Consider the following 24,684-nt stretch of genomic DNA (forward strand, 5'->3'; position numbering starts at 1 on the left):
GCCCACCGAGGGCGTGGTCAAGCGTACCGATTGGGACGAGTCGACAACGGAAAGAGCGCGACTGACAGTCGTTGCATCGCTCGCTTCGGTGGGCAGATGGAACAAGCCTCGGATTCTGACAACGGCCCAGGCATTGGAGTTAGAGGCATGAGCACATTGACGATTCGGCTTCCTGACGACACGGCAGAAAGGCTCAGATCGTTGGCCAAGGCCAGGGGGCTTAGCGTCAACAAGTTGATGGAGGAATTGAGCACCCAGGCCATCGCAACGTTCGATGCGGAAAACAGGTTCCGGGCAATGGCTCGTCACGGTAATCTCGATGAGGCGCGCCGGATTCTGGACAGGCTTGATTCGGCGTAGATGAATCCTTCCGGGGGTTGCTCCTGTCGCCGCGGAATTGATCCGGGGCCTCCCGTCAGTTGGCGTCTTCGGTGGGAAGGTCCCGGCTCGGGGGCCGGGAAGACGGCGAAATTCGGCTAGGGGTACAGGCGCGGTTAGGCGATTCGCGCGCGCCACTGGCACTGCAGGCAGCGCGCCAGAGGGTCGGCGGGGCGCTGCGCCTGGTCATGGAACGGGCACTGAGCGGGCGGTTGCTCGGAGACCCTGCCGCCGCCCAGGCCGAAGCGCTCCCAGACCTTCTCGTGAAAGAAATAGGCGATGGTATTGACGGCCGGCTCGATCATGGCCACGGCACCGCCCAGCGCCAGGCTGCCGGTCATCAGGTAGACGACGGCGAAAGCCACGCTCATGTGCATGATGGCGAAGGTGACGGTCTTGCGGCTGGCCATTTCGGAAATCCTCTTCGAGCCTTGATGGAAACAATAACGATTCTCGCGCATTCCGACAAGTGATTATCGGGATGGTTTCAATAGCGCGGGGCTATTGCCTGCGCGGCGCCGCTTTCGCGTAGCATTCCCGACACGGAACCAACCAGGAAAATGCCGTCATGACCGAATTCCTCGAACTCCGCGCCGCCCGCCCGGGCGATGAGCTGCTGCTGCTCGACCTCATCCGCGAGCTGGCCGAGTACGAGCGGCTCGCCCACGAGGTCGAGGCGACCACCGGCGATATCTCCGAGTCGCTGTTCGGCGGCGGCGGGGTGGCCGAGGCGGTTATCGCCGAGTGGGAGGGCAAGGCGGTCGGTTTCGCCCTGTTCTTCCGCAACTTCTCCACCTTCGTCGGCCGCCCCGGCCTCTACCTTGAAGACCTCTACGTGCGCGAAACCCACCGCGGCAAGGGCATCGGCAAGGCCCTGCTGCTCCACCTGGCCGGCATCGCCCGCAAGCGCAACTACGGCCGCATGGAATGGAGCGTCCTCGACTGGAACCAGCCCGCCATCGATTTCTACAACAGCCTCGGCGCCAGGCCAATGTCCGACTGGACCGTGTTCCGCCTGGACGAGGAGGCCTTGAACGCGTTGTGAGCTGAAACCCCAACCGACGCCCAGCGTCGTCCCGGACCCCGATCCGGGACCTTCCAACCGAAGGCGCCAACCGATGGAAGGCCCCGGGTCAAGCCCGGGGCGACGGTGTGGCTTCTCCCTGAAACCTGAAACCTAGTCAATCGCGGCAAGGCCGCCCACCCAAGCGATCAGTTGCCGCCTGAAACCTGAAACCTGAACCCTGAAACCTCCCTTAAGGTTCCATTAAGCAAGAATGTGGCAAACTGCCCATTCCTGTCCCAACAATCCCGGTTGCCATCGTGTCGACTACGCAGGACGTCATTTCGGAAGGGGAAGTGACCCGGCTGCTTTCGGAGCTGCGCGAGCAGCCTGAAACCATCGATCGGATCCTGCCGCTGATCTACGATGATCTGCGCGAGGTGGCGCGCTGCCAGCAGGCCCGGTTCGGGTCCACGCCCACGCTGCAGACCACCGAGCTGGTGCACGAAGCCTTTCTGAAGATCCGCAACAGCGCCGACCAGAACATCCGCAACCGGATGCATCTCAAGCGCCTGTCCTCGCTGGCCATCCGCCAGCTCATCGTCGACCACGCCCGCAGCAAGCTGGCGGCCAAGCGCGGCGCCGGCCAGGCCCCTCTGAGCCTCAACGAGGAACTCGCCGAGGCCGGCAGCGAGGAAACCGTGCTGATGATCGACGAGGCCCTGGCCCGCCTCGAGGAAGCCAACCCGCGACTGGCCGAAGTGGTCATCGCGCGTTTCTTCGGCGGCCAGACGGCGGAGGAAATCGCCGAGATGCTCGATGTTTCGGTGCGCACCGTCCAGCGCGACTGGGAGCGCGCCCGCGCCTGGTTGCTCGTGGAGATGAACAGCTAGCGAATGTCCGGGGAGAATTCGCGCAAGCCTTCGGGACGACTCACCCCGGCACGCCGCCGGCTGGTCGATCGCCTGCTCGATGAACTGCTCGATCGCCCCCGGGCCGAGCGGCAGGCCGAGATGGCACGCATCGTCGAACGCGCGCCGCGCGTCGGCGCCTGGCTGCAGCGCCTGCTCGACGCCAGCACCGAGCCCGGCGGCATGCTCGACGAATCCGCGCATGCCCTGATGGGCGACGCGCTCGAGGCGCGCCTGGGCAATTCCGGAGAAAGCAGCCTCGAGCCGGGTACCCGCCTGGGCCCCTGGCGCCTGGTCGAGCCGGTCGGCGCCGGCGGCATGGGCGACGTCTACCGTGCCGAGCGCGCCGACGGGGCTTTCGAGATGACCGTCGCCGTCAAGCTCATCCGCAGCCACAGCGACGACCTGGCCCGCCTGCTCACCTACGAGCGCCAGACCCTGGCCCGTCTCAATCATCCCGGCATCGCTCGCTTGCTCGACGGCGGCGTCACCGAAGACGGCCGCCCCTACCTGGTAATGGACTGGGTCGAAGGCGACAACCTCGACGCCTGGTGCGAAAGCGCCCGACCCGCGCCCGCGACCATGCTGCGCATCTTTCGGGAGGCCTGCGATGCCGTGGCCGCGGCCCACCGCGAACTGATCGTCCACGGCGACATCAAGCCGGCCAATCTCAAGGTCACCGACACCGGCCGGGTCTGCCTGCTCGACTTCGGCGTCGCCCGGCTGCTCGACCGCGACATGCAGCACAGCCTGCCGGCCGCCATGACGCCCGGCTTCGCCGCGCCGGAAATCCTCGAGGGCCGTCCGGTGTCCACCGCCGCCGACATCTACGGCCTGGGCGCGCTGCTGCATTGGCTCGTCTACTCGGAAGCACCGCGGCCCGGCGTCGACCAAGCGCCGCGCGAGGCCTGGCGCGCGTTCCGCCGCCGCCGCGACATCGACGCGATCATTCGCCGCGCCGCGCACCCCGACCCGGCCATGCGCTACGCCACGGTCAACGGCATGGCGCTGGATATCCAGCGACTGGAAAACGACGAGCCGATCCGTGCGCGCCGCCCGGGGCTGCTCGAGCGCCTGGGCCTGTGGGTCCGGCGCCACACCGTCGGCGCGGCGCTCGGCGCCCTGGCGCTGATCTCGCTTGTCGGCGGCGTGTCGGCCGTGGTCTGGCAGGCGCGTGTGGCCGCCGTCGAGCGCGACATCGCCCGGGCCGAGGCAGCGCGCTCCAACGCCCTGCGCGAGCACCTGACGCTATTGTTCCGCGAGGTGGGCAGCCTGTCCGAAGACACCGAAAGCATGACCGCCCGCGAACTGCTCGATCGCACCGCCGAAGTCGCCGGCGAGTGGCTCGCCAACGACCCCGACCTGCGCCAGCAGGTCAACGCCGTGCTCGGTGAAGTGATGATCGCGCTCAACGACTACGCCGCCGCCGAGCCGCTGCTGGCCGATTTTGCCGAGAGCGACGAGGGCCGCGACAACCCCCTGCTGCAGTCCATCGCCCTGCTCGATATGGCCCAGGTCGACCATCGCCGCGGCCGGGTCGAATCGGGCCTGAAGAACGTCAATCGGGGCCTGGACATCCTCGAATCGCTGCCCGGCACCCATCCGGCGCGCCTGTCCGACGCCCTGCAGATCCGCGGCCGCCTGCGCCGCGACAGCGGCGACTGGGAAGGTGCCCTGGCCGATCTCGAACGCGCCCGCGAACTGGCGCTGGAAGTCTCCGCCGGCCCCCGTCCGCTGATGGCCCGGGCCGAGAACAATCTGGCCGCGACCCTGCTGATTGGTGGCCAGCTTGAACGAGCGGCGCGTCACTTCGAGGCCGCCGAGGCCCTCTGGCTCGCCCTCGATCGCGGCGACTCCAGCGACGCGCTGTCGGTCACCGCCAACCTGGCCATCGTCCTTGATCGCCTGGGCCGCAATGATGAATCCGAGCAGCGCCTCCGGCGTGTCATCGAAGTGCGCGAAGAAAAATACGGTGCTTCCGGTGCCATGGCGGCTGCCCGCCTGCACCTGGGCCGGCAACTGGTCGTGCGAGGAGCGCTCGACGAGGCCGAGTCGCAGCTTCGGCGCGCCAACGCGATTTTCTCCGAGTACATCGGCGACGATACGCCGGATTTTGCCGCCTCCCTGCTGGGCCTGGGCGAACTCGCCGAGGCGCGCGGCGACTTGGCGACCGCGCTCGGGCACTACGAACGGTCACGCGAGATCATGACCGGCCTGCTTGGTCCGCGCCATCCCTACAGCCTGCGCCTGGAGCTGGCGGTGGCGCAGATCCGGCGGCGAATGAATGACGGTTTCGAGCCGGGTACGCTGGCCGACCTGGCCGCCCAGGCTGAGGCAGTCGGCGGCGCCGCCCGCACGGTGTTGGCCGACATCGCCTGCGAACGCGCAAGGCTTGCCATGGAGCAAGGGCGCCGGGAAGCAGCCGGCAACCATGCGCAGCAATGCCTCGACCTGCGCCGTGCCCTGAACCTCGGCGGCTGGCGCATCACCGAAGCCGGGGCCCTGATCGCCGTCGCCGAATCCCCCGAAGATGCCGCCGGCGAACAGGCCGAAGAGCTGTTGGCCCGCCTGAGAAGCGAAATGAATGCCCGACACCCGGTTGTTCGGTGGTTTGAAAGGCTTGGGCGCTAGGTTTCAGGGGTTCAGGTTTGCCGCCTGAAACCTGAAACCTGAACCCTGAAACCTAGAGACCAGAGTTGAGTTTCAACCTTTCACCCTTATTCAAGTAACAGCGAATGAGCGCTTCCCCAGGCTGAAGCAAGTATGCAATTCAAGGACTATTACAAGACGCTGGGCGTCGAGTCGGGTGCGTCCGCCGACGAGATCAAGCGGGCTTACCGCAAGCTCGCACGCCAGTATCATCCCGACCGCAACAAGGACACCGGCTCCGAGGACCGCTTCAAGGAAATCGGTGAAGCCTACGAAGTCCTCAAGGACCCCGAAAAGCGCAAGCAGTACGACCAGTTGCGCGCCGGCGGCTGGCGCGGCGGCGACAACTTCGAGCCGCCGCCCGGCTGGACCGGCGGCTTCGGCCGCGGCGGCCAGCAGGCCGGCGGCGGCCAGGGATTCGGCGGCTTCGGCGATTTCAGCGACTTCTTCGAGTCGCTGTTCGGGGGCGGACTCGGCGGCATGGGCGGCGGCATGGGCGGTGGCGCCCGACGCCAGCAGCGCGCGAAGGGGCGCGACATCGAGGCCAGCGTCGAGATCGACCTGGCCACCGCTTTCAACGGCGGCAAGCGGCGCATCACGCTCGACCGCGGCGGCCAGCGCCAGAGCCTGGAGGTCAACATCCCCGCCGGCGTCACGCCCGGCCGCAAGATCCGCCTGGCCGGGCAGGGCGAGCCCGGCATCGGCGGCGGCCCCTCCGGCGACCTGCTCATGGAAGTCAGGATCGCCCCGCACCCGCAGTTCAGGCTGGACGGCCGTAACGTTCTGGTCGACCTCCCCGTCGCCCCCTGGGAAGCCGCCCTGGGCGCGGAGGTGCGCGTCCCGACGCTGGGCGGCAAGGTCACCATGAACATCCCCGCCGGTTCGTCCAGCGGCAAGAAAATGCGCCTCAAGGGCCGCGGCCTCCCCGGCAAGCCCCCCGGCGACCAGATCGTCAATCTCAAGGTCGTCGTTCCGAAGCCGCAGTCGGAGCGGGAGCGGGAACTCTACCGCGAGTTGGCTGAGGAAAGCGGCGCGAAGGTGCGGGAGTAGGTTTCAGGATTTCAGGTTTCAGGTTTCAGGAAAAACCGTGCCGTCGCCCCGGACCTGATCCGGGGCCTTCCATCCGATGGCGCCTCCGGTTGGGAGGTCCCGGCTCGGGGCCGGGACGACGTTGCTTCTGCTGTTTCCCCGAACCCCGAACCCCGAACACCCCGCCCCCGAGCCCTCGCGGCAAAGCCGCCCCCCAAACCTGTCGGCCACCGCCTGAAACCTGAACACTGAAACCTATCTTCCCGTGCATAATGGCGTCACTTCCATACGCCAACGTACGCCGTGACCGAAGCCACCGCCAACACCCCCGCCTACCCCAACATCTTCCGCCCGCTCGACCTGGGCCACGTCACGCTGCCCAACCGCATCCTGATGGGCTCGATGCATACCGGTCTGGAGGATCGGCTCTGGAACTGGCCGAAGCTGACCGCCTACTTCGTCGAGCGCGCCCTCGGCGGGGCGGGGTTGATGGTGACCGGCGGCATCGCGCCCAACCGGCGCGGCTCGCTGGCGCCGCTGGCCTCCAAGCTCACCAACCGGCTTGAGGCGCGCCGTCACCGTCGAATGACCGATGCCGTGCACGAAGCCGGCGGGCGCATCTGCATGCAGATCCTGCACGCCGGGCGCTACGCCTACCATCCGTTCTCGGTCGCGCCCTCGGCCATCCAGGCGCCGATCAACCCCTTCAAGCCGAAGGAACTCTCCGGCGCGGGCATCGAGAAGCAGATCCGCCACTTCGTGCGCGCGGCCAAACTCGCGCAGCACGCCGGCTACGACGGCGTGGAGGTGATGGGCTCGGAAGGCTACTTCATCAACCAGTTCCTGGTGCCTCGCACCAACAAGCGCACGGACGAGTGGGGCGGGGCCTTCGAGAACCGCATGCGCATCGCCGTCGAGATCGTGCGCCGCACGCGCGAGGCGGTCGGCAGCGACTTCATCCTCATCTACCGCCTGTCCATGCTCGACATGCTCGAAGACGGCAATAGCTGGGAAGAGGTGGTGGAGCTCGGCAAGGCCATCGAGGCCGCCGGTGCGAGCATCATCAACACCGGCATCGGCTGGCACGAGACGCGCATCCCCACCATTGCGACTTCCGTGCCGCGCGCCGGCTACACCTGGGTCACGCGCAAGTTCCGCGACGCGGTCTCCATCCCGCTGGTCACCACCAACCGCATCAACATGCCGCACACCGCCGAGGAAGTGCTCGAGCGCGGCGACGCCGACATGGTCTCGATGGCGCGGCCCTTTCTGGCCGACCCGGAGTGGGTCAACAAGGCCCGCGCGAAGCGTGCCGACGAGATCAACACCTGCATCGCCTGCAACCAGGCCTGCCTGGACCACGTGTTCGAGAACAAGAAGGCCAGCTGCCTGGTCAATCCGCGTGCAGGGCATGAAACCGATCTGATCATTCGCCCCGCCGCGGCACCCAAGCGCGTGGCGGTCGTCGGCGCCGGCCCGGCCGGCCTGGCCGCGGCCACCACGGCGGCCGAGCGTGGTCACCACGTGACGCTGTTCGAGGCCATGGACCGCATCGGCGGTCAGTTCAACATGGCCAAGCGCATCCCCGGCAAGGAAGAGTTCGTCGAGAGCCTGCGCTACTTCGGCCGCGAGATCGAGCTCAAGAAGGTCGACCTGCGGCTGAACACCAGGGTCAGCGCCGACGACCTGAAGGAGGAGAACTTCGACGAGGTCATCCTCGCCACCGGCGTGACCCCGCGCGACCCCGGCATTCCGGGCCAGGATCATCCCTCGGTGCTCGGCTACATCGACGTGCTGCTGCACAACAGGCCGGTGGGCAAGCGCGTGGCCGTCATCGGCGCCGGCGGCATCGGCTTCGACGTCTCCGAGTTCCTGGTCCACGACGACGTTCCCGCGGCCCCCGACCCGGACGAGCCCACGGCGAAGGAATTCTTCGATCAGTGGGGCGTGGACATGTCGATCGAACGCCGCGGCGGCGTCGAGGGCCTGAAACCGCATTTCCACCAGCCCGCGCGCGAAGTCCACCTGCTGCAGCGCAAGACCACCAAGCACGGCAAGGGACTGGGCAAGACCACCGGCTGGATCCACCGCAAATCGCTCAAGGAATACGGCGTCAAGATGCTCGGCGGGGTGAGCTATGAACGCATCGACGACGACGGCCTGCACATCCGCATCGACGATGAGCCGATGCTGCTCGAAGTCGACAACATCGTCATCTGCGCCGGCCAGCTCTCGCGCACCGAACTGGTCGAACCGCTGGAAGCCGCCGGCATGAATGTCCACATCATCGGCGGCGCCCACATCGCCGCCGAACTCGACGCCAAACGCGCCATCGCCGAAGGCACCCGCCTCGCCGCGGAGCTTTAGAGCCGCTGAGTGCGCAGAGAAAGATCAAAATCAAAACCTGTTAAACGCAAAGACGCGAAGACGCGAAGAAAAAATGAACAACAACTGCTAGTCAATGAAGGAGCGCGAGCTGTGTCAGCGCGAGCGTTCTGATAACAGTTCTGTTTGGTTTTGTTTTTTAACTTTGCGTCTTAGCGTCTTTGCGTTTCAAAGATTTTGATCTTCGTCTCGCAGTACCGCGAGCAACGCGTCGTACTCCGCCGCCATTGGTTCGGCGTGGCTTTCTTTCTTGAGCAGTTCGGCCAGGGCCGGCGGCGGTGGGATTTCTCGGCCCAGCAGCGGCTCCACGACCTGTTCGAACTTGGCCGGGTGCGCCGTGGCCACCACCAGGGCGGGGCGGTTGTTGCCGGCTGAGCGGCGGTCTTCCAGCGCCGCCATCGCGCAGGCGGTGTGCGGGCATACGGCCAGGCCGCGTTCGCGGTCGGTCTTCACGATCGTCTCGCGGATGCGCGCGTCGTCGATGCCGACTGCGTCGATGTCGGCTTCGCGCAGGTCGCGGTCGCGGAACAGCCAGGCCAGGCGCTCGAAGTTGCTCGGGCGGCCCACGTCCATGGCGTTGGCCAGCGTGGCGATGGCCTCGCGCGGGTCGAAGTCGCCGCCGGCGAAGTAGTCCGGCAGGGCGCGGTTGGCGTTGGTCGCCAGGGTCACGTGGCCGATCGGCAGGCCCATCTCGCGCGCAAGGATGCAGGCGGTGGCGTTGCCCAGGTTGCCGGTGGGCACGATCACGTCGACTTTCTCTCCGGTTTCGGCCAACAGGCGGTGCGCGGCGTGTGCGTAGTAACTGATCTGCGGCAGCAGGCGGCCGATGGAGATGCTGTTGGCCGAAGTCATGGGCACGCGCCCGAGCAGCTCGCGGTCGCCCAGCGCGCGCTTGACCAGGCGCTGGCAGTCGTCGAAGTTGCCCTGCACGCGGTAGGCGTGCACGTTGTCGCCGAAGGCGCCGAGCTGGTGGGCCTGGCGCGCGGAAACCTTGCCGTCGGGGTAGAGCACGACCATGCGGAACCCGGGCCGGCGGTGAAAGGCAGCCGCCACCGCACCTCCGGTGTCGCCCGAGGTGGCCACCAGCACGGTGCGGATCGGCTCTTCGGCGCCGCGCAGGCGCGACAGGCAGGCGGCCAGAAAGCGCGCGGCGAAGTCCTTGAAGGCGGCGGTGGGGCCGTGGAACAACTCGAGCAGCCAGGCTGGCGCTTCGTCGGGATGATGGGGCCGAATTGCCGATATCGGCAGCGGCAGGTCCAGCGATTCATTGCAGATCAGCGGCAGCTCCTCGGCCAGGGCGCTGCCTTCGAAAAAGGGCGCCAGCACGCGCCGGGCCGACTCGGGCAGGCTCTCGCAGCCGGCCAGGGCCTCGGCGCCGAAACGCGGCAGGGTCTCGGGCACGAACAGCCCGCCGTCGGGCGCCAGCCCGCTGGTCAGCGCCTCGGCCAGGTCCGCGCTCGCGTCGCCGGCGGTGCTGACAAATCTCACCGGGCATCCTCCGGCAATTCATCGACCAGACGGGCGCCGCGGGCGTCGACCGGCGTGATCCAGGCCTCGGCAGCCAGGCCGGCGCGCTCGAAGGCCGCGCGCATGGCCTCGGCCGCTTCGGCCGTGCGTTCGGTGCCGTCGAACCAGGCCACCACCGTCGGCCCCGCGCCGGAAATCGCCGAACCCAGCGCGCCGGAGTCCATGGCGGCGACCTTGACCTTCAGCAGCCCCGGGATCAGGGAGGCGCGCCGCGGTTCGACCATCACGTCGACCAGGCCGCGCGCCAGGCGCTTGAGGTCGTTCTCGTAGCAGCCGCAGATCAGTTCGGCCAGGTGGCCCTGCTGGGTGACCACCGTGGCCAGGTCGAAGGGTTCGCGCAGCGCTTCGCGCGCATCGCGGGTGGCCACCTGGAAATCGGGGTGAACCACCACGGCGTGCAGCGATTCGGGAACGGGCAGCCGCAGCAGATGCTCGTGCGTGGCCAGCACCAGGCCGCCGAGCAACTGCGAGCCCAGGTTGTCGCCGTGGGCCTCGCCGCTGGCCACCGACTCGCCGGCCAGGGCGAAGGGGTAGAGCGCCTCGCGCGCCAGCGGCGCGTCGAGCAGGGCGTTGGCGGCCACCACGCCGGCGGTGGCCGAGGCGGCCGACCCGCCCAGGCCGGAACACAGGGGAATGCCCTTGTGGATGCGAAGGCTGATACCGAACCCGGGCTCGACCGAATCCAGCAGCGCCTGCACCGCCACGGCGGCGGTGTTCCTCTCGGCTTCCAGCGGCAGGTCCTCGGCCAGGCCGGTGATCGCCTCGATCACCACGCCAGCGGTTTCGGTCCGCGTCGCGCTCACCGTGTCGCCCGGGCCCTCGACGGCATGGCCCAGCAGGTCGAAGCCCGAGGCCACGTTGCCCACGCTGGCCGGCGCGAAGACGGTGGCGGTGTGCGGCTGGCTCAAAGCCTTGCTCCCAGGCCGCTGGCCACGCGCAGCAGGTCGGCGAACACGCCCGCGGCGGTCACTTCCGGCCCGGCGCCGGGACCCTGCACGATCAGCGGGTTGTCGCAGTAGCGGTCGGTGGTGAAGGCCACCACATTGTCGGTCAGCGCCAGATGGGCGAAGGGATGGTCCTCGGGCAGGGCGCGCAGCGATACCGCGGCCCGGCCGGATTCGTCCAGTTCGGCGACGTGGCGCAGCACGCAGCCCTCGCTGCGCGCGGACTGCAGCCGTTCGGTCATTGCCGCGTCCATGCCGCCGAGCTGGTCCAGGAACTCATCGACCCCGAATTCGACCATCGACTCGGGAATCAGGTTCTCCACTTCGATGTCGGCCAGTTCCAGGTCCAGGCCCATCTCGCGGGCCACGATCACCAGCTTGCGCGCCACGTCCATGCCCGAGAGATCGTCGCGCGGGTCCGGCTCGGTGTAGCCGGCCGCGTGCGCCTCGCCGACCAGGGCGGCGAAGGACACGCCCGTCTCAAAGCGGTTGAACAGGTAGGCCAGGGTGCCCGAGAAGATGCCTTCCACGCGCCGGATGGCATCACCGGTGTCGAGCAGGTCGCGCAGGGTCTGGATGATGGGCAGGCCCGCGCCCACCGTGGCCTCGTAGCGCCAGCGCGCCGTGCCGGCCTCGACCGGCGCGCGAATCGCCCGGTAACGCTCCATCGGACCGCTGCCGGCGCGTTTGTTGGGCGTGACCACGTGGATTCCCGCGGCCAGCCATTCGGCGTAGCGGTCGGCCACCTCGTCACTGGCGCTGCAGTCGATGATCAGCGCGTGCGGCCAGTGGTCGTCGTTGACCTTGCCGACGAAATGATCGAAATCCAGCGGCCCGCTCTCCTCGCCGAAGGGCTCGTCGGCCAGCGCGGCGGCGTCCAGGCTGGCTTCCTCGTCGCCGGCCAGGCGCATGCGCTTGGAGCCGGCCACCGCGCGCAGGCGCAGGTCCAGGTGGGCGCGCTCGTGCAGGCCCGCGCGCGTTGCGCCGATCTGGCGCAACAGCGCCTTGCCCACCTGCCCGGGGCCGATCAGGCCGATCGACAATGTGTGTTCGGAAAGGTAGAACCCGGCGTGCACGGCCTTGAGCGCGCGTTCGGCGTCGGCTTCGTCGACGGCCACGGAGATGTTGCGCTCCGACGCCCCCTGGGCGATGGCGCGCACGTTCACCCCGGCGCGCGCGAGGCTGTTGAACAGGCGGGCCGCCACGCCGGGCGTGCCCGTCATGCCTTCGCCGACGATCGCCAGGATGCGGATACCGTCGACGGCGAACACGCGCTGGATCTGCCCGTGGCGCAATTCCTGCGCGAAGGCGTCCTCGATGATGGCCGTGGCCCCATCGCGGCTGGCCGCGGGAACCACCAGGCAGATCGAGTGCTCGGAAGAACCCTGCGAGATCATCGCCACCGACACTTCCGCGCGGTGCAGGGCCGAGAACACCCGCTCGGCCGTGCCGGGCACGCCGATCATGCCGGCGCCCTCGATGGTGATCAGCGCCATGTCGCCGATGCTGGTAATGCCCTTGACCGGCGTCGAGGCGCTGCCCTCGGCGTCGATCAGGGTGCCGGGATTGTCGGGATGGAAGGTATTGCGCACGCGCACCGGAATGCCGGCGTCCAGCGCCGGGGCGAGGGACTGCGGATGCAGCACGCGCGCCCCGAAATAAGCCAGCTCGAAGGCCTCGCGGTAGCTGAGATGATCGAGCAGCACCGCCTGCGGCACCGCCGACGGGTCGGCCGAGAGCAGGCCGTCCACGTTGGTCCAGATATGCAGCTCGCCGGCGCCGAACAGGCGCGCGAAGATGCTGCCGGAATAGTCCGAGCCGTTGCGCCCCAGCGTCGAGATGCGTCCGTCGCGCCGGCGGCAGACAAAGCCGGTCACCACATAGCGGCTGGAGGGATGCTCGATCTGGAACTCGGTCAGGCGCTGCTCGCTGTCTTCCCAGTCCACGCCCACCATCAGCGCCGTGGGCTGCACCCGCAGCACCTCGCGCGCGTCGATCATCACCGCCGTTTCGTCACGGAGATTGAAGCGGGCCGTCACCAGTTCGGCGCTGAACACCTCGCCCAGACCGGAGATCAACTCCACGGCCTCTACCGGCGCGGAGCCCATCAGCGACAGGCCCGAGAGCAACTGCTCGAGCTCTCCGAAGCGAGAAATCAGCGCCTCGCGTGCCGGCTCCCCGCCATCGCCCACCAGCGCCTTGAGCGTGTCCAGGTGTCGCTCGCGCAAGGCCGCCAGCCGCCCGGTCCATTCCGGATCCCCGGCTGCCGCGAGGTTCGTGAGCGCGATCAACTCGTCGGTCACCCCGGCCATGGCCGAAACCACGACCACCTGGCCCTCGTCCGCACGCCGGGAGAGCAGCTCGACGACATGCCCGATGCACTCGGCGTCGGCCAGCGAAGACCCGCCGAACTTGTGCGCGATCCAGTGCATCAGAAACCGTCCCGGCAGTCAGTGGTGTTGCCGTCGAGTGTACCGAAGAGCATCGCCTCCCGGGAGGGACAATCAAAACCTTTTAAACGCAAAGACGCGAAGACGCAAAGAGAATCACAAGATCAAAACCGGGGAACCACGGAAGACACGGAAGGACACGGAATTCAAAAACAGAAATTCTCTGTTACAGAAAGCTTTTTCAGTTTCCGTGCATTCCGTGTCTTCCGTGGCTATTTGTTCTTTCTTCTTTCTTCTTTCTTCGCGTCTTTGCGTCTTTGCGTCTTTGCGTTTCAAAGGTTTTGATTTTCTGAAACCCCTGACTCCCCCGCGCGCTGCAGGATGCGGTGCTCGACGTGGTGCATCAGCCAGTCGGCGCCGGTCTTGAGCAGCATGAAGCCGACCAGGCCGGGCAGGGTGTCCATCAGTTCGGCTCCGCTGCCGATGATCACGGCCAGGTGCATCGGCACCACGCGCAGGTAGGGCAGGAACATCAGCGTGCCGATGTTGGTCTTGCCCTTCGCGTCGGCCTCGATGTGGCGCCGGAAGGAGGCGGCGTGGTTGAACCAGAAGCTCACCGCCACGCCGGCGAGCAGCAGCAGGTCGAGCCCGTCGGGCCGGTGCGCCTGGGCCAGGAAGGCGAAGTAGCCCAGGTGGAAGAAACCGAAATGGAAGGCGAAGAAGTTGGCGGTCTTCTTCTTGGTCTCCGGCGTGGGCGGCGGCTGACGGTCGTTGATCTTGAACCCGTCGGTCTTGAACTCGTCCAGCGCCAGGATCCGCTTGCGCGAGAAATATCCGATGATCAGGTTCTGCGCAAAGTAAGCCCACAACACGATCCCCGCCGACCACCCGAAGACCACAGCAAAGACAATCGTCAGCCCGTTCGCGCCGAGAAGGCTCCCGATGTCGGTACTGCGTTCCCTCGTTGTTTCGTTCATTCGCTCTTTCGTTCCGGTGTGGAGGGCATTGCGGGCCGGCCGCGCTCAAGCCAACGCGGCGCAGCCGCCCACCAATCGCTTCCGCCGCCGCAGAAATCGACGCGAGGCGTCGTCCCGGCCTCCGAGCCGGGACCTCCCAGCCGAAGACGCCAACCGATGGAAGGCCCCGGATCAGGTCCGGGGCGACGCCCTAGTTGTTTTCCCTGAAACCTGAAACCCGAAACCTGAAACCTACTAGACCCACCAAACCGCTACACCAAACATGACAGCAGCCGAAGTCACCGCAGCAACAGCCGGCTTCCACCCATGCGCTTTCAGTTCCGAGGGCTGCACGGTCGTCGCCAGCGCCGCCATGGCCATGGCGAAGGCGAACATCGAAACCTGGGCGACCGCGACCAGCAACTGGTTCCACAGCGCGTGGTCGGGGCCGAGCAGGGCGTCTACACCGCTGCGCACGCCCGAGAGCACGATGAAGGCGACGATGAACAGCGGCAGGCTGACCTTCGCCGAACCGGCCTCGTGGCGGCGGGAATACGCCCAGACCAGGCCGGGGATCAGGATGAGCATGCCGGCGTTGCGCATCAGCTTGGCCACCGTGGCGGCGACCAGCGTGCCTTCCGAGTTCCAGGCCTGCTCGTGCAGGGCGGCGGCCGCAGTCACCTGCGCGGTGTCGTGGATGGCCACGCCCATCACGAAGCCGATCTGCTCGGGCGTGTCGAAGAGATGATTCAGGGCCCAGGGATAGAGCACCGTCGCGGTCAGGCCGATCAGGGCGATGCAGGCGATGGCGTAGCAGATCTCGTCGCTCCTGGCCTTCAGGCCCGGCGCGGTGGCGGCGATGGCCGACGCGCCGCAGATCGACGTCCCGGCCGCCAGCAGGATGCCCAGCCGCGGCGCCGCGCCCGCCAGACGCGCCAGCAGCAGCGTGACGCCCAGCCCGACCAGCACCACGATCAGCACCAGCGGCAAGGCCTGCGCGCCCAGTTGACCCAGATCGGCCAGGCTCAGGCGCAGCCCGATCAGGGCAACAGCGATCTTCAGTACCGGTCCGCGCGCCAGGTCCAGCCCCGGCTTCCACGCCGGTCGCCGATTCGCCGGCCCGGCCAGCACCAGCCCGGCGAGGATGGCCACCAGCATCATGGACAGGGGCAGCGAGCCCACCGGCGGCGGCAGCATCCCCACCAACCGCACGACAAGCCAGGCGCCCACGGCGATACCAAGCGCGATCAGCAGGCCGGGAAGTTTGTTGGAAGCAATCATGACCCTCAGAAAAATGGCATAAACGGAGGCATGATAGGTTAAACAAGGGTTCAGGTTTCAGGGTTCAGGTTTCAGGACGGCAACCGAGACGATTGTGGGCGGCTTTGCCGCGATCCCCAGGTGCTAAACAGAGGCCTACTCTCGCTCTCGCGTTTTCGTTCCGCGGCGAAGGCCGCCCGCCAAGGCGTAGACGCCGCCGGAACCCGGAACCCCGAACCCCGAACCCCTTGTTTTCCTGAAACCTGAAACCTGAAACCTGAAACCTAAGCAATCAATGGACACCAAACAAAGCATCGTAGAAAACTGGCTGCCGCGTTACACCGGCACCGAGCTGGACGGCTTCGGCCAGCACATCCTGCTGACCAACTTCGACAACTACGTCGAGAAGTTTGCCGCGGCCACGGGTGCGGAGGTGCGCGGCAAGGATCGGCCGATGCGCAACGCAACGGCCGATGACATCACCATCATCAACTTCGGCATGGGCTCGGCCAACGCCGCGACCATCATGGACCTGCTCTCGGCCATCTCGCCGCGCGCCTGCCTGTTCCTGGGCAAGTGCGGCGGGCTGAAGAAGAAGAACCAGCTCGGCGACATGATCCTGCCCATCGCCGCCATCCGCGGCGAGGGGACTTCGCAGGACTACTTCCCGCCCGAAGTGCCCTCGCTGCCGGCCTTCACCCTGCAGCGCGCGGTCTCCTCGACCACCCGCGACCACGGCCTGGACTACTGGACGGGCACGGTCTACACCACCAACCGCCGGGTGTGGGAGCACGACAAGGCCTTCAAGAAATACCTGCGCAAGACGCGTTGCATGGCCATCGACATGGAAACGGCAACCATCTTCATCACCGGCTTCGCCAACTCCATTCCCACCGGTGCGCTGCTGCTGGTCTCCGACCAGCCGATGGTGCCCGACGGCGTCAAGACCGACGCCTCCGACCGCGTGGTCACCCAGCACTACGTCGACAAGCAGATCGCCATCGGCATCGACGCGCTCAAGGAAATCCGCGACGAAGGTCGCTCGGTCAAGCACCTGCGCTTCGATTGATGGCTGAAGACGGCGAAGCCGGTACGCTCTGGGTCGTCGCCACCCCCATCGGCAATCTCGACGATCTGTCCGATCGCGCCCGCAAGCTGCTCGGGACGGTGCCGGTCGTCGCCGCCGAAGACACGCGCGTGTCCTCGCGCCTGCTCGCCGATCGTGCCGAGCGCGCGGAGCTGATCAGCCTGCATGAGCACAACGAAGCGCGCGTGGTCGAGCGCCTGGTCGAGAAGCTCCTCGAAGGGGCTGACATCGCGTTGGTCAGCGACGCCGGCACGCCCCTGATCTCCGACCCTGGCTACCGCCTGGTCGCCGCCGCCCACGACGCCGGCATCCCCGTGCGCACCGTGCCGGGGCCCTGCGCGGCCACCGCCGCGCTGTCGATCGCCGGCCTGGCCACCGACCGCTTCTGGTTCGAGGGCTTCCTGCCGGCCAAATCGGGCGCGCGCCGCAAGCGTCTGGGCGAACTCGCCGGGCAGACCGCCACCCTGGTCTTCTACGCCCCGGCCCGAGACCTGCCGGCCGTGCTCGAAGACATGATCGCCGCCTTCGGCCCCGACCGCCGCGCCACCCTGGCGCGCGAACTCACCAAGCTGCATGAAACCGTCCGGCGCGACGCGCTCCGCCCCCTCCACGACTGGATCGCCGCCGACCCCGACCAGCAGCGCGGCGAAGCCGTCCTCGTCGTCGCCGGCAGCGAAACCACCGCACCGAGCGTCGACCCCAACGCCCTGGCCGAAGAACTCGCCCGGGAACTCCCCCCGTCCCGCGCCGCCAAAGTCCTCGCCCGCCTCACCGGCCTCAACCGCAAGGAAGCCTTCGAGCTCATCGAATCAAAGCGCGAATGAGCGGCGTTCTTTCGTTCTTTGGTTTTTTGGTTTTTTGGTTCTGGCGCGGTGGGCGTGGCGGGGCGGCTTCGCCGCGTAGGCGTGGGTGGGGCCGATGTGCCCTGGGATGCCCTCTCGAATGGTGCGACTTTTATTGTTGATAGGCATGATCGGAGATAACATGATCGAGAATCATGTCTTCGGAGGATTCATGTCAGCCGAGCCCCTGCAGCAACTGCGTTCACAGCTTCTCGCTCTATCCGAGTCTGAAAGGGCCGAGTTGGCGCACGACCTGATCCAGAGTCTCGACGCGCCTAGGGAGAGCGGTGCCGGGGAAGCGTGGGACAGGGAGATTGCGCGGCGTATTCTTGAGATCGATGCCGGGCAAGCTGAATTCGTTGACCGTGCCGAGTTTCGGAAGAGAGTCAGCGCAAAACTCCAGCATCCGTAGTGCCGAGGTTGCGGATTCTTCAGGCGGCTGCAGAGGAGGCCGAGGCGGCAATTGCCTGGTACGAAAGCGAGCGGAGAGGCCTCGGCGCTGATTTCGCCGTTTGCGTTGAACGCGCCCTTGATCTCCTGGAAGACGGACTGATCCCGCTTTTGCCATTACCCGGTGAATCCGGACGCGTGTTGGAGCGAGGCGAGGAACTAATCGTCGTGGCGTTTGCACATCATTCCAGAAAGCCAAGATATTGGCGAGCTCGCAACAAGCGCTGAGATCGCGTAGGCGTGGGTGGGGGAGATGTGCTCTGGAATGGCCTCACGCCAAGGCGCCAAGGCGCAAAGGTCGCCAAGGTAAAGATCAAGAAGAAAGAAGAGTTAATCAGGGCGTCGATATCAGTTTGAATTTCATCGGTTTTGTCTTCTTTTATTCTCTGCGAACTTTGCGCCTTTGCGCCTTGGCGTGAGCCTTTTCCAGGGCATCGGCCCCAGACGCCGCATTCCTCACGGCGCAGCCGGCCCGCCAAGCCGAACGACCCGGAACCAAAAAAACCAAAAAACCAAAAAACCAAGGCGCCAAAAAACGGGCGCGTCAGCGCCCCAGAATCCTCATCCACCACCAGAAGTTCACCACCCCGATCAGCGCCCCGGCCACGTAGGTGAAGGCCGCGGCGGTGAGGATGCGGCGTGCGGCCCAGCGGTCTTCGCGCTTGAGGTAGCCGCCCTTGTTGAGCAGGGGCAGGGCACGACGAAAGCTGGCGTCGAATTCGGTCGGCAGGGTCACCAGGTGCACGATCACGCCGGAGGCCAGCGATGCCACGGCCATCGCCAGCAGGACCAGGCCGGCTCGCGGCAGGCGCAGCGCCAGCATGATGATCGGCGCCAGCACCAGCAGGATCATCCCGAAGCGCTGGAAGCGCTGCATGGCCTTGACCAGGCGCGTGCGCCACAGCAGCGGGCGATAACCGTCGGCGTGCTGGATGGCATGGCCCACTTCGTGTGCGGCCACCGTCACCGCCGTCAGCGAGGCCCCGCCGTAGTGCTCCGGGCTGAGCCGTACTGCCCGCGCGTCCGGGTCGTAGTGGTCGCCGCCCGAATCGGTCTGCTCCACGCCCACCGATTCCAGCCCCAATTTGTCGAGCAGATGCCGCGCCAGTTCCCCGCCGGTGCCCTGATAGCGATCGTCCGGCTTGCGGTACTTCGCCAGCACGCGCTTGACCCACCACTGGGGCAGGAAAACGACCGCGGCGATGATCAGCAGGATGATGACGGGCATGGGGGCGACAGGCGGCGCCTGGTGCAACTGGAAACGACGCGATTCTAGCAGGCGGGGTGTGGGGTCTCTCGTTCATTCGTTCATTCGTTCATTCGTTCATTCGTTCCGGCAGCCGGACCCGGTGCGGGCCGGCTGCACCGGGAGGGCCCCCGGTGGCTCGCACGGGCTCTGGAACGGTTTCACGCCAAGGCGCCAAGGCGCAAAGGGCGCAGAGAAAACAAAAGATAATTCCTCTGGAATTCGAATCGACATGGACGCCGAATTTGACACTTCTCTCTTTCCTTTTTCTTCTTCTTTCTCTTTATTTCTTTCTTTTTCCCTTGGCGGCCTTTGCGCCTTAGCGCCTTTGCGTGAGGCCATCCCAGAGCACATCGGCGCCACCCACGCCAACGCGGCGCAGCCGCCCCGCACAGACGGCCGCGCCGTCCTTGACCTCAATCAAGAAACGCCGTGCCCGTCACCCCTAACATGCGCGCCAGCTAATTTTTCACCGAGGAACCCGATCATGTCCGACGCATACGCGGGCGTGCAGGCCAGCTATGGCCGCTGCACGCGCAAGAAAGGCTTCATCACGCGCTTCTACGAGCTGCTGCTCGACAGCGACCCGCGCATGGAACCGATGTTCTCGCACACCGACTGGACCAAGCAGAACAAGGCGCTCAGGCGCGGCATCAGCATCGCGCTGACCTATGCCGGCGGCTCGAAGATCGTCGAGCGCTCGCTCAAGGAAATGGCCGACGTCCACTCCCGTAAGGGCCACGCCCCGGTCAAGCCCGAACTCTACGGCTACTGGCGCCAGAGCCTCCTCCAGGCCGTCCGCGAACACGACGACCGGCTGACCCCCGAACTCGAAAACAAATGGGCCGAGGCCCTCAAGAAAACCACCGACTTCTTCGTCGAACGCTACTAGCGCCGCGCCTGATGCGTTGCGCTCCGCTCCACGCATTCAACAAGCCGTTTCTTTCTTTTCCTCTGCGACCTTTGCGCCTTTGCGCCTCTGCGTGAGGCGATTCCAGGGCATATCGGCCGGTACTCACGGCTACGCGGCGCAGCCGCCCCGCCAAGCCGACCGCGCCGGAACGAATGAACGAACCAACGAATGAACGAACTAACGAAGGAGCGAACCCGCTCCGATATAATTCAAGCATGACCCATCCGACTTCCCCCAACCCCCAATCCGGCCGCATCTTCCTGATCGCCATCATCGCCCTGGCGGCGATCGCTGCCGGGCTCGTCGTCTCCTCGATGCTGCTCGACCGCTCGCAGGAGCTGCGCGCCGCCCAGGCCTTTCCGCAGACCCGGCCGCTGCCGGATTTCGAGCTGCGCACGGCCGCCGGCGAGACGCTCACGCCCCAAAACCTGAAAGGGCAGTGGTCGCTGATGTTCTTCGGCTTCACCAACTGCCCGGATATCTGCCCCGATACCCTGGCGGTGCTGGATTCGGCCATCGAGAGCCTCGACAACATGGGGGCGGCCTCGAAGCCGCAGGTGATCTTCGTCTCCGTCGACCCCGGCCGTGACGACGCCGAGGCCCTGGGCGACTATGTGCGCTGGTTCGACGAGTCCTTCATCGGCGCCACCGGCAGCGAAGAACAGCTCGCCGCGCTCACGAAGAACCTGGGCATCTACTTCGCCCTCGACGAGCCCGACCCCGACACCGGCTTCTACACCGTGGATCACTCGGCCTCCATACTGATCATCGACCCGCAGGGACGGCTTTACGGCCGCTTCGGCCCGCCGCTGGATCGCCAGGCCATCGCCGCCGACCTGTTCGCGCTGGCCCGATGAAGGTGGAACGATGAAGGTGGAACGATGAGGATGGTCCGATGAAGGGGCCGCTGTCGGTGCGCTTGCGGGTCTGGCCGCAGTACGTCCTGCCGCAGAAGCTGCTTACCGCCATTGCCTGGCGCCTGTCCTCGTGCCGATGGCGCTGGTTCAACCAGCCCTTCATCCGCGTGTTCGCCAGGCTGTTCGCCGTGGACCTGGGCGAAGCCCGGCGCAAGTCCCCGGCCGAGTACGAGAGCTTCAACGACTTCTTCACCCGCGCCCTGGACGAAGACGCGCGAGCGCTCGCCGACGAGCGCCACCGCATGGTCTGCCCCTCCGACGGCACCGTCAGCCAGCTCGGCCGCCTGCGCGGCGACACCCTCCTGCAGGCCAAGGGCATCGACTACACCGCCGCCGAACTGCTCGGCTCGCCCGAGCGCGCGAAGCCCTTCGAAGACGGCCACTTCGTCACCGTCTACCTGGCGCCGAAGGACTACCACCGCGTCCACTCGCCGATCGCCGGCAAGGTGGTCGAGGAAGTGCGCGTGCCCGGCAAGCTGTTCAGCGTCTCGGCCAACACCACGCTGGCCGTGCCCAGGCTGTTCGCGCGCAACGAACGCATGGTGGCCATGCTCGAGACCGAGCACGGCCCGGTCGCCATGGTGATGGTCGCGGCCATGCTGGTGGCCGGCATCGAAACCGTCTGGGGTGGCCCCGAAGACCGCCGCCCAGGCCCGCAAATGCGCACCCGCGCCGTCGACGCCCATCCCCTCGAACGCGGCGGCGAACTGGGTCGTTTCCACTGGGGCTCGACCGTCATCGTCCTCACCCCCAGGGACTTCCCCGCCTGGACCCCGGACCTCCACCCCGGCGACCGCGTCCGAATGGGCCAGGCGCTGACCTGAGGCGGCTTCCGGTGCATTCCGGAAAACCTGTGAAACGCAAAGACGCCAAGACGCAAAGAGAACAGATTGAACTGCCGCCCGAGCACCTGCAGGATCAGCGCTCAATCCATTGATTTTTAATTATTTGTATTTCTTTATTTTTTTTCTTAGCGTCTTCGCGTCTTTGCGTTTCAAAGGTTTTGATTTTGATCCTTGAAGCCGCCACCCCGTGATTCCGCGTGAAACCCACTTCCAGAGCCCCGGATGACACAATGGCGGTGAACTAACCCGCGACCATGCCCGTCAAAGCAGCCATGAATAGACTGATCGCTAGCCTTCTTCTCTTCCTCGCGTTGCCCCTGGCCGCGCAGGAGGCGTCCGAATCGTCCGACGAATCGGCTGACGACAAGCCGCTGACCACGCCGGCCCAGCGCGCGGCCGAGTCCGACTACGTCGTGCTCGCCCAGCTCCACATCTTCAAGTACGAAACCCGCCGCGACATCCCCGTCGAGGGCGACACCTGGTTCGACGTGCTGGTGCCCTACAAGGTGCCCATGCCCGTCGAGCGAATGAAGGTGGTCGAGGAAGGCTTCGGCGAAGGCAAGTGCTACTTCGACGATGTCGAACTGTTCAACGAAATGCCGCGCTACCTGCTGTTCCTGGTCAACAATCCCGAAGGCGAGGCCGGCGAAGTCCGCGGCCACCCCGACGGCTGCGCCGTGCCCGTCGCGACCACCACCGACAACCGCTACGTCGTGCGCTGGCCCATCGAGAACATGCGCTTCGAAGGCGACGTCGAGTCCCTGGTGCAGGAATACGAACTCCACGGCCCCGGCGCCTTCGTCGACCTCAGCGACCTGGTCGGCTACCGCCGCGAAGAAGAAATCGAACGCCTCCACCTGGTCGAAGCCGAAGACGACCGCGGCCGCGACTTCATCTACCGCTACACCCGCGGAATCCCGCTGAGCGACTTCCGCTCCGAGCTTATCGGCACCGACAACCTCACGCTCGATCGGGTGCAGCGGGGGAATTGACTCTCTGAGGTTTCAGGGTTCAGGTTTCAGGTTTCAGGTCGGCAACTGGAGGAATGGGTGGGCGGCTCCGCCGCGAGACGGATGGCACCAACCGATAGCAACGCCCGTAATCCCATGTTTTCCTGAAACCTGAACCCTGAAACCTGAAACCTAAAGCCATTACGGCGCACCCAACCCGTCGGACCCCGAACATCCATAGCGATGCCGGTGTCATAATAAGCGTGAGAGCCGGCCGGACAGTCGCTGTGCCTTTTAAGGCATGGAGGAAAGTCCGGGCTTCGCAGGGCAGGGTGCCAGGTAACGCCTGGGCGGTCCGCAAGGGCCGACGGAAAGTGCAACAGAGAGCAAACCGCCGATGGCCCGTTCAGGGCACAGGCAAGGGTGAAAGGGTGCGGTAAGAGCGCACCGCGCGGCTGGCAACAGACGCGGCACGGTAAACCCCACCCGAAGCAAGGCCAAATAGGGGTGCAATGGCGTGGCCCGCGCTGCACCCGGGTAGGCTGCTAGAGGCGGCTGGCGACAGCCGTCCCAGATGAATGACTGTCCCCGACAGAACCCGGCTTACAGGCCGGCTCTCACTCAATTCGTACAACACCGTCGTCCCGGACCCCGATCCGGGACCTCCCCACCGAAGGCGCCAACCGCAGGAAGACTCCGGATTCCCGGTTTCGACCTTGACCCCGGATTCCAGTTCGATAGGCTGTCCCCGGGGCGATTGGCGAATCGGGGGGCGCCTTGCGGCGAAAAGCGACGCCACGCCCCGTGTCTGGAATCAACGATGGACCACGGGGTTTGCGCAATGAGACCGGTTTTTCGATGGCTTCTCCCCTTGTGCGTTCTCGCGGCGCCGGCCACTTCCGATGCCCGCGGCTTCGAGGACGTGGGGTATTTCTGTCCGACCTGCAACGACCAGAACGCCGCGCGTAAGAAGGCTCTCAGCGCGGTGCCCAGGCCGCGGTGCGCTCGCCGGCCGTCGGATGACCTGCACAAGGTGTCGGAGTGCAACGCGCCCGGGAGAAGGGTGTTCATCGTCAACCAGGAAAGCCGCGAGGTTCACTCCTTTCTGGTCGCCTGGGACCCGCAACGCCGGGAATATGCGATCCAGCAAGAGATCGAGCTCGACGAGGCCGAAGAATCTGCTTATCAGAAGTTGATCGACTTTCGCCTTCAGTGGGAGAGCGTGCTGACGGGCGGCCACGGCATGAGCATGAACGCCCTGCAGTCGCCCTCCAGCTTCGGGGGCCGGAACGAAGGTCCTTGTGGGGGCGCCACGACGGTACTTGATGTTGCGCTGTTCCCGGATTCCCGAGGCTCGGCGGAAAACCGGGTTCGCCAGATCGTGCGGAAAGCGGCCGAAGGGTTCGAGGCGCACCGCCCCCGGGTGCAAGGCGGGACCATCGGTGTCAGCGCGCACGAAGGACGCGCTGAAGCGCATATCGAAAGAGCCATCGGGGATCAATTGCAGCGGGTCCTGCTGGCCTCGCGATCCAACGAAGAGGGAGATCTGGGTGATCACGCCTCGTTCAGCGTCGAGCTTCTGGGAGTGAACACCCTGGGCCAAGCAAGCGCCAGGGTCGAGTTCGAGCCGGAGTACAGCGTCGCGCTCGGCCGATCCCTGGAAGACGTGCTTTCGGGCCAGGTGAACGTGGAGGACGAGGAGTGTGTCCGCGACAAGCTGGCGACTTTGGCCGAGCGAGACGGCGAGGGCGAGTGGAGAGCACGTGCCGGCCAGACGCCATTGAAGCCAAGTGACTTGCGAGGTCCCGTCGCGTCCGGATCGGGCCCCACATGCTGGATCGACTTCCATCAGGGCGCCCGTGTGCTCCACACCTTCCGGGTCGACTGCGACCGCCTCGAATGAATCGCGCTACCATAGACGCCCTGAGTATCTGAGCGTCGCAAAGCGTCGTCCCGGCCCCCGAGCCGGGACCTCCCCACCGAAGGCGCCAACCGATGGAAG

Annotated in this window: 21 protein-coding genes, 1 other RNA gene and 1 pseudogene; 15 read left to right on the forward strand and 8 right to left on the reverse strand. The window is 66.3% G+C overall.

Annotation, left to right across the window (positions count from 1 at the left end; genetic code table 11):
* The first annotated feature begins 147 nt into the window (after nt 1-147).
* Nucleotides 148-360, forward strand: a complete 213-nt coding sequence (locus DZC52_RS15110; protein WP_116651993.1) for a ribbon-helix-helix protein, CopG family — start codon at nt 148-150, stop codon at nt 358-360.
* Nucleotides 361-623: 263 nt separating this feature from the next.
* On the opposite strand, the pseudogene DZC52_RS15820 reads toward DZC52_RS15110, so the two are convergent.
* A pseudogene (locus DZC52_RS15820) lies at nt 624-788 on the reverse strand (DUF2061 domain-containing protein); the annotation flags it as partial.
* A 158-nt stretch (nt 789-946) separates the two neighbouring features.
* Here DZC52_RS15820 and DZC52_RS15120 point away from each other — a divergent pair.
* The 5 genes from DZC52_RS15120 to DZC52_RS15140 all read left to right on the forward strand — a co-directional run bounded on the left by DZC52_RS15120 (nt 947) and on the right by DZC52_RS15140 (nt 8,337).
* Nucleotides 947-1,423 carry a GNAT family N-acetyltransferase gene (locus tag DZC52_RS15120; RefSeq protein ID WP_116651995.1) on the forward strand — a complete coding sequence of 159 codons (477 nt, stop codon included), beginning with the start codon at nt 947-949 and terminating at the stop codon, nt 1,421-1,423.
* A 278-nt stretch (nt 1,424-1,701) separates the two neighbouring features.
* Nucleotides 1,702-2,274 (forward strand): ECF-type sigma factor, encoded by a 573-nt coding sequence (locus tag DZC52_RS15125; RefSeq protein WP_181918984.1) that lies wholly within the window; start codon nt 1,702-1,704, stop codon nt 2,272-2,274.
* A gap of 3 nt (nt 2,275-2,277) precedes the next feature.
* Nucleotides 2,278-4,923, forward strand: coding sequence for a serine/threonine-protein kinase (locus DZC52_RS15130; protein ID WP_116651997.1), 2,646 nt, complete (start codon nt 2,278-2,280; stop codon nt 4,921-4,923).
* Between the two features lie 132 nt (nt 4,924-5,055).
* Nucleotides 5,056-5,991: a DnaJ C-terminal domain-containing protein gene (locus DZC52_RS15135; protein ID WP_116651998.1), complete on the forward strand. Its 936-nt coding sequence runs from the start codon at nt 5,056-5,058 to the stop codon at nt 5,989-5,991.
* Nucleotides 5,992-6,273: 282 nt separating this feature from the next.
* Nucleotides 6,274-8,337 carry an NADPH-dependent 2,4-dienoyl-CoA reductase gene (locus tag DZC52_RS15140; RefSeq protein WP_116651999.1) on the forward strand — a complete coding sequence of 688 codons (2,064 nt, stop codon included), beginning with the start codon at nt 6,274-6,276 and terminating at the stop codon, nt 8,335-8,337.
* A 186-nt stretch (nt 8,338-8,523) separates the two neighbouring features.
* On the opposite strand, the gene thrC is transcribed toward DZC52_RS15140, so the two are convergent.
* The 5 genes from thrC to DZC52_RS15165 form a co-directional block, all read right to left on the reverse strand.
* Entirely contained in the window at nt 8,524-9,843 is a 1,320-nt protein-coding gene (thrC, locus tag DZC52_RS15145) for a threonine synthase (protein ID WP_116652000.1), read from the reverse strand.
* A complete protein-coding gene (locus DZC52_RS15150; protein WP_116652001.1) occupies nt 9,840-10,790 on the reverse strand; it encodes a homoserine kinase in 951 nt (316 codons plus the stop codon). Before DZC52_RS15150 ends, thrC begins: the two co-directional genes overlap by 4 nt.
* Nucleotides 10,787-13,258 carry a bifunctional aspartate kinase/homoserine dehydrogenase I gene (gene thrA, locus DZC52_RS15155; protein ID WP_116652002.1) on the reverse strand — a complete coding sequence of 824 codons (2,472 nt, stop codon included), beginning with the start codon at nt 13,256-13,258 and terminating at the stop codon, nt 10,787-10,789. The genes DZC52_RS15150 and thrA overlap by 4 nt, the downstream gene beginning before the upstream one ends.
* A gap of 290 nt (nt 13,259-13,548) precedes the next feature.
* On the reverse strand, nt 13,549-14,193 hold the full coding sequence (locus DZC52_RS15160; RefSeq protein ID WP_116652003.1) for a DUF6498-containing protein: 645 nt from the start codon (nt 14,191-14,193) through the stop codon (nt 13,549-13,551).
* Between the two features lie 234 nt (nt 14,194-14,427).
* The gene (locus tag DZC52_RS15165; protein ID WP_116652004.1) at nt 14,428-15,453 is read right to left on the reverse strand and encodes a YeiH family protein; all 1,026 of its coding nucleotides are present in this window, start codon (nt 15,451-15,453) and stop codon (nt 14,428-14,430) included.
* Between the two features lie 274 nt (nt 15,454-15,727).
* On the opposite strand from DZC52_RS15165, the gene DZC52_RS15170 reads away from it, so the two are divergent.
* The 3 genes from DZC52_RS15170 to DZC52_RS15180 all read left to right on the forward strand — a co-directional run bounded on the left by DZC52_RS15170 (nt 15,728) and on the right by DZC52_RS15180 (nt 17,773).
* A complete protein-coding gene (locus DZC52_RS15170) occupies nt 15,728-16,501 on the forward strand; it encodes an AMP nucleosidase (RefSeq protein ID WP_116652005.1) in 774 nt (257 codons plus the stop codon).
* Nucleotides 16,501-17,343: a 16S rRNA (cytidine(1402)-2'-O)-methyltransferase gene (gene rsmI, locus DZC52_RS15175; RefSeq protein ID WP_116652006.1), complete on the forward strand. Its 843-nt coding sequence runs from the start codon at nt 16,501-16,503 to the stop codon at nt 17,341-17,343. The genes DZC52_RS15170 and rsmI overlap by 1 nt, the downstream gene beginning before the upstream one ends.
* Nucleotides 17,344-17,503: 160 nt before the next feature.
* Nucleotides 17,504-17,773: an addiction module protein gene (locus DZC52_RS15180; protein WP_245960842.1), complete on the forward strand. Its 270-nt coding sequence runs from the start codon at nt 17,504-17,506 to the stop codon at nt 17,771-17,773.
* Between the two features lie 220 nt (nt 17,774-17,993).
* Here DZC52_RS15180 and DZC52_RS15580 read toward each other — a convergent pair whose 3' ends face one another.
* Nucleotides 17,994-18,380, reverse strand: a complete 387-nt coding sequence (locus tag DZC52_RS15580) for a hypothetical protein (RefSeq protein ID WP_181918985.1) — start codon at nt 18,378-18,380, stop codon at nt 17,994-17,996.
* A complete protein-coding gene (locus DZC52_RS15190) occupies nt 18,356-19,039 on the reverse strand; it encodes a zinc metallopeptidase (protein WP_116652008.1) in 684 nt (227 codons plus the stop codon). Before DZC52_RS15190 ends, DZC52_RS15580 begins: the two co-directional genes overlap by 25 nt.
* 505 nt (nt 19,040-19,544) lie before the next feature.
* Between DZC52_RS15190 and DZC52_RS15195 the strand changes: the two genes are divergently transcribed.
* The 6 genes from DZC52_RS15195 (at nt 19,545) to DZC52_RS15220 (ending at nt 24,585) form a co-directional block, all read left to right on the forward strand.
* Complete coding sequence (locus DZC52_RS15195; RefSeq protein WP_116652009.1) at nt 19,545-19,949, forward strand: globin; 405 nt, start codon at nt 19,545-19,547, stop codon at nt 19,947-19,949.
* 236 nt (nt 19,950-20,185) lie between these two features.
* Nucleotides 20,186-20,827: an SCO family protein gene (locus DZC52_RS15200; RefSeq protein WP_181918986.1), complete on the forward strand. Its 642-nt coding sequence runs from the start codon at nt 20,186-20,188 to the stop codon at nt 20,825-20,827.
* Between the two features lie 38 nt (nt 20,828-20,865).
* Nucleotides 20,866-21,711 carry an archaetidylserine decarboxylase gene (gene asd / locus DZC52_RS15205; RefSeq protein ID WP_116652011.1) on the forward strand — a complete coding sequence of 282 codons (846 nt, stop codon included), beginning with the start codon at nt 20,866-20,868 and terminating at the stop codon, nt 21,709-21,711.
* A 293-nt stretch (nt 21,712-22,004) separates the two neighbouring features.
* Complete coding sequence (locus DZC52_RS15210; RefSeq protein ID WP_147307732.1) at nt 22,005-22,724, forward strand: hypothetical protein; 720 nt, start codon at nt 22,005-22,007, stop codon at nt 22,722-22,724.
* A 224-nt stretch (nt 22,725-22,948) separates the two neighbouring features.
* An RNA gene (gene rnpB / locus DZC52_RS15215) (RNase P RNA component class A) lies at nt 22,949-23,304 on the forward strand.
* A gap of 441 nt (nt 23,305-23,745) precedes the next feature.
* Nucleotides 23,746-24,585, forward strand: a complete 840-nt coding sequence (locus DZC52_RS15220) for a hypothetical protein (protein ID WP_147307733.1) — start codon at nt 23,746-23,748, stop codon at nt 24,583-24,585.
* The last annotated feature ends 99 nt before the right edge of the window (nt 24,586-24,684 follow it).

Origin of the sequence: Wenzhouxiangella sediminis (assembly GCF_003410055.1) — a bacterium.
Lineage (GTDB): Bacteria > Pseudomonadota > Gammaproteobacteria > Xanthomonadales > Wenzhouxiangellaceae > Wenzhouxiangella > Wenzhouxiangella sediminis.

Excerpts from the sequence above, each read along its gene's own strand:
- DZC52_RS15120 (WP_116651995.1), top strand. The coding sequence starts at position 947 with ATGACCGAATTCCTCGAACTCCGCGCCGCCCGCCCGGGCGATGAGCTG.
- DZC52_RS15135 (WP_116651998.1), top strand. The coding sequence starts at position 5,056 with ATGCAATTCAAGGACTATTACAAGACGCTGGGCGTCGAGTCGGGTGCG.
- thrA (WP_116652002.1), bottom strand. The coding sequence starts at position 13,258 with ATGCACTGGATCGCGCACAAGTTCGGCGGGTCTTCGCTGGCCGACGCC.
- DZC52_RS15165 (WP_116652004.1), bottom strand. The coding sequence starts at position 15,453 with ATGATTGCTTCCAACAAACTTCCCGGCCTGCTGATCGCGCTTGGTATC.
- DZC52_RS15130 (WP_116651997.1), top strand. The coding sequence starts at position 2,278 with ATGTCCGGGGAGAATTCGCGCAAGCCTTCGGGACGACTCACCCCGGCA.
- DZC52_RS15200 (WP_181918986.1), top strand. The coding sequence starts at position 20,186 with ATGACCCATCCGACTTCCCCCAACCCCCAATCCGGCCGCATCTTCCTG.
- DZC52_RS15210 (WP_147307732.1), top strand. The coding sequence starts at position 22,005 with ATGAATAGACTGATCGCTAGCCTTCTTCTCTTCCTCGCGTTGCCCCTG.
- DZC52_RS15110 (WP_116651993.1), top strand. The coding sequence starts at position 148 with ATGAGCACATTGACGATTCGGCTTCCTGACGACACGGCAGAAAGGCTC.
- DZC52_RS15180 (WP_245960842.1), top strand. The coding sequence starts at position 17,504 with ATGATCGAGAATCATGTCTTCGGAGGATTCATGTCAGCCGAGCCCCTG.
- asd (WP_116652011.1), top strand. The coding sequence starts at position 20,866 with ATGAAGGGGCCGCTGTCGGTGCGCTTGCGGGTCTGGCCGCAGTACGTC.
- DZC52_RS15190 (WP_116652008.1), bottom strand. The coding sequence starts at position 19,039 with ATGCCCGTCATCATCCTGCTGATCATCGCCGCGGTCGTTTTCCTGCCC.
- DZC52_RS15170 (WP_116652005.1), top strand. The coding sequence starts at position 15,728 with ATGGACACCAAACAAAGCATCGTAGAAAACTGGCTGCCGCGTTACACC.
- rsmI (WP_116652006.1), top strand. The coding sequence starts at position 16,501 with ATGGCTGAAGACGGCGAAGCCGGTACGCTCTGGGTCGTCGCCACCCCC.
- DZC52_RS15195 (WP_116652009.1), top strand. The coding sequence starts at position 19,545 with ATGTCCGACGCATACGCGGGCGTGCAGGCCAGCTATGGCCGCTGCACG.
- DZC52_RS15160 (WP_116652003.1), bottom strand. The coding sequence starts at position 14,193 with ATGAACGAAACAACGAGGGAACGCAGTACCGACATCGGGAGCCTTCTC.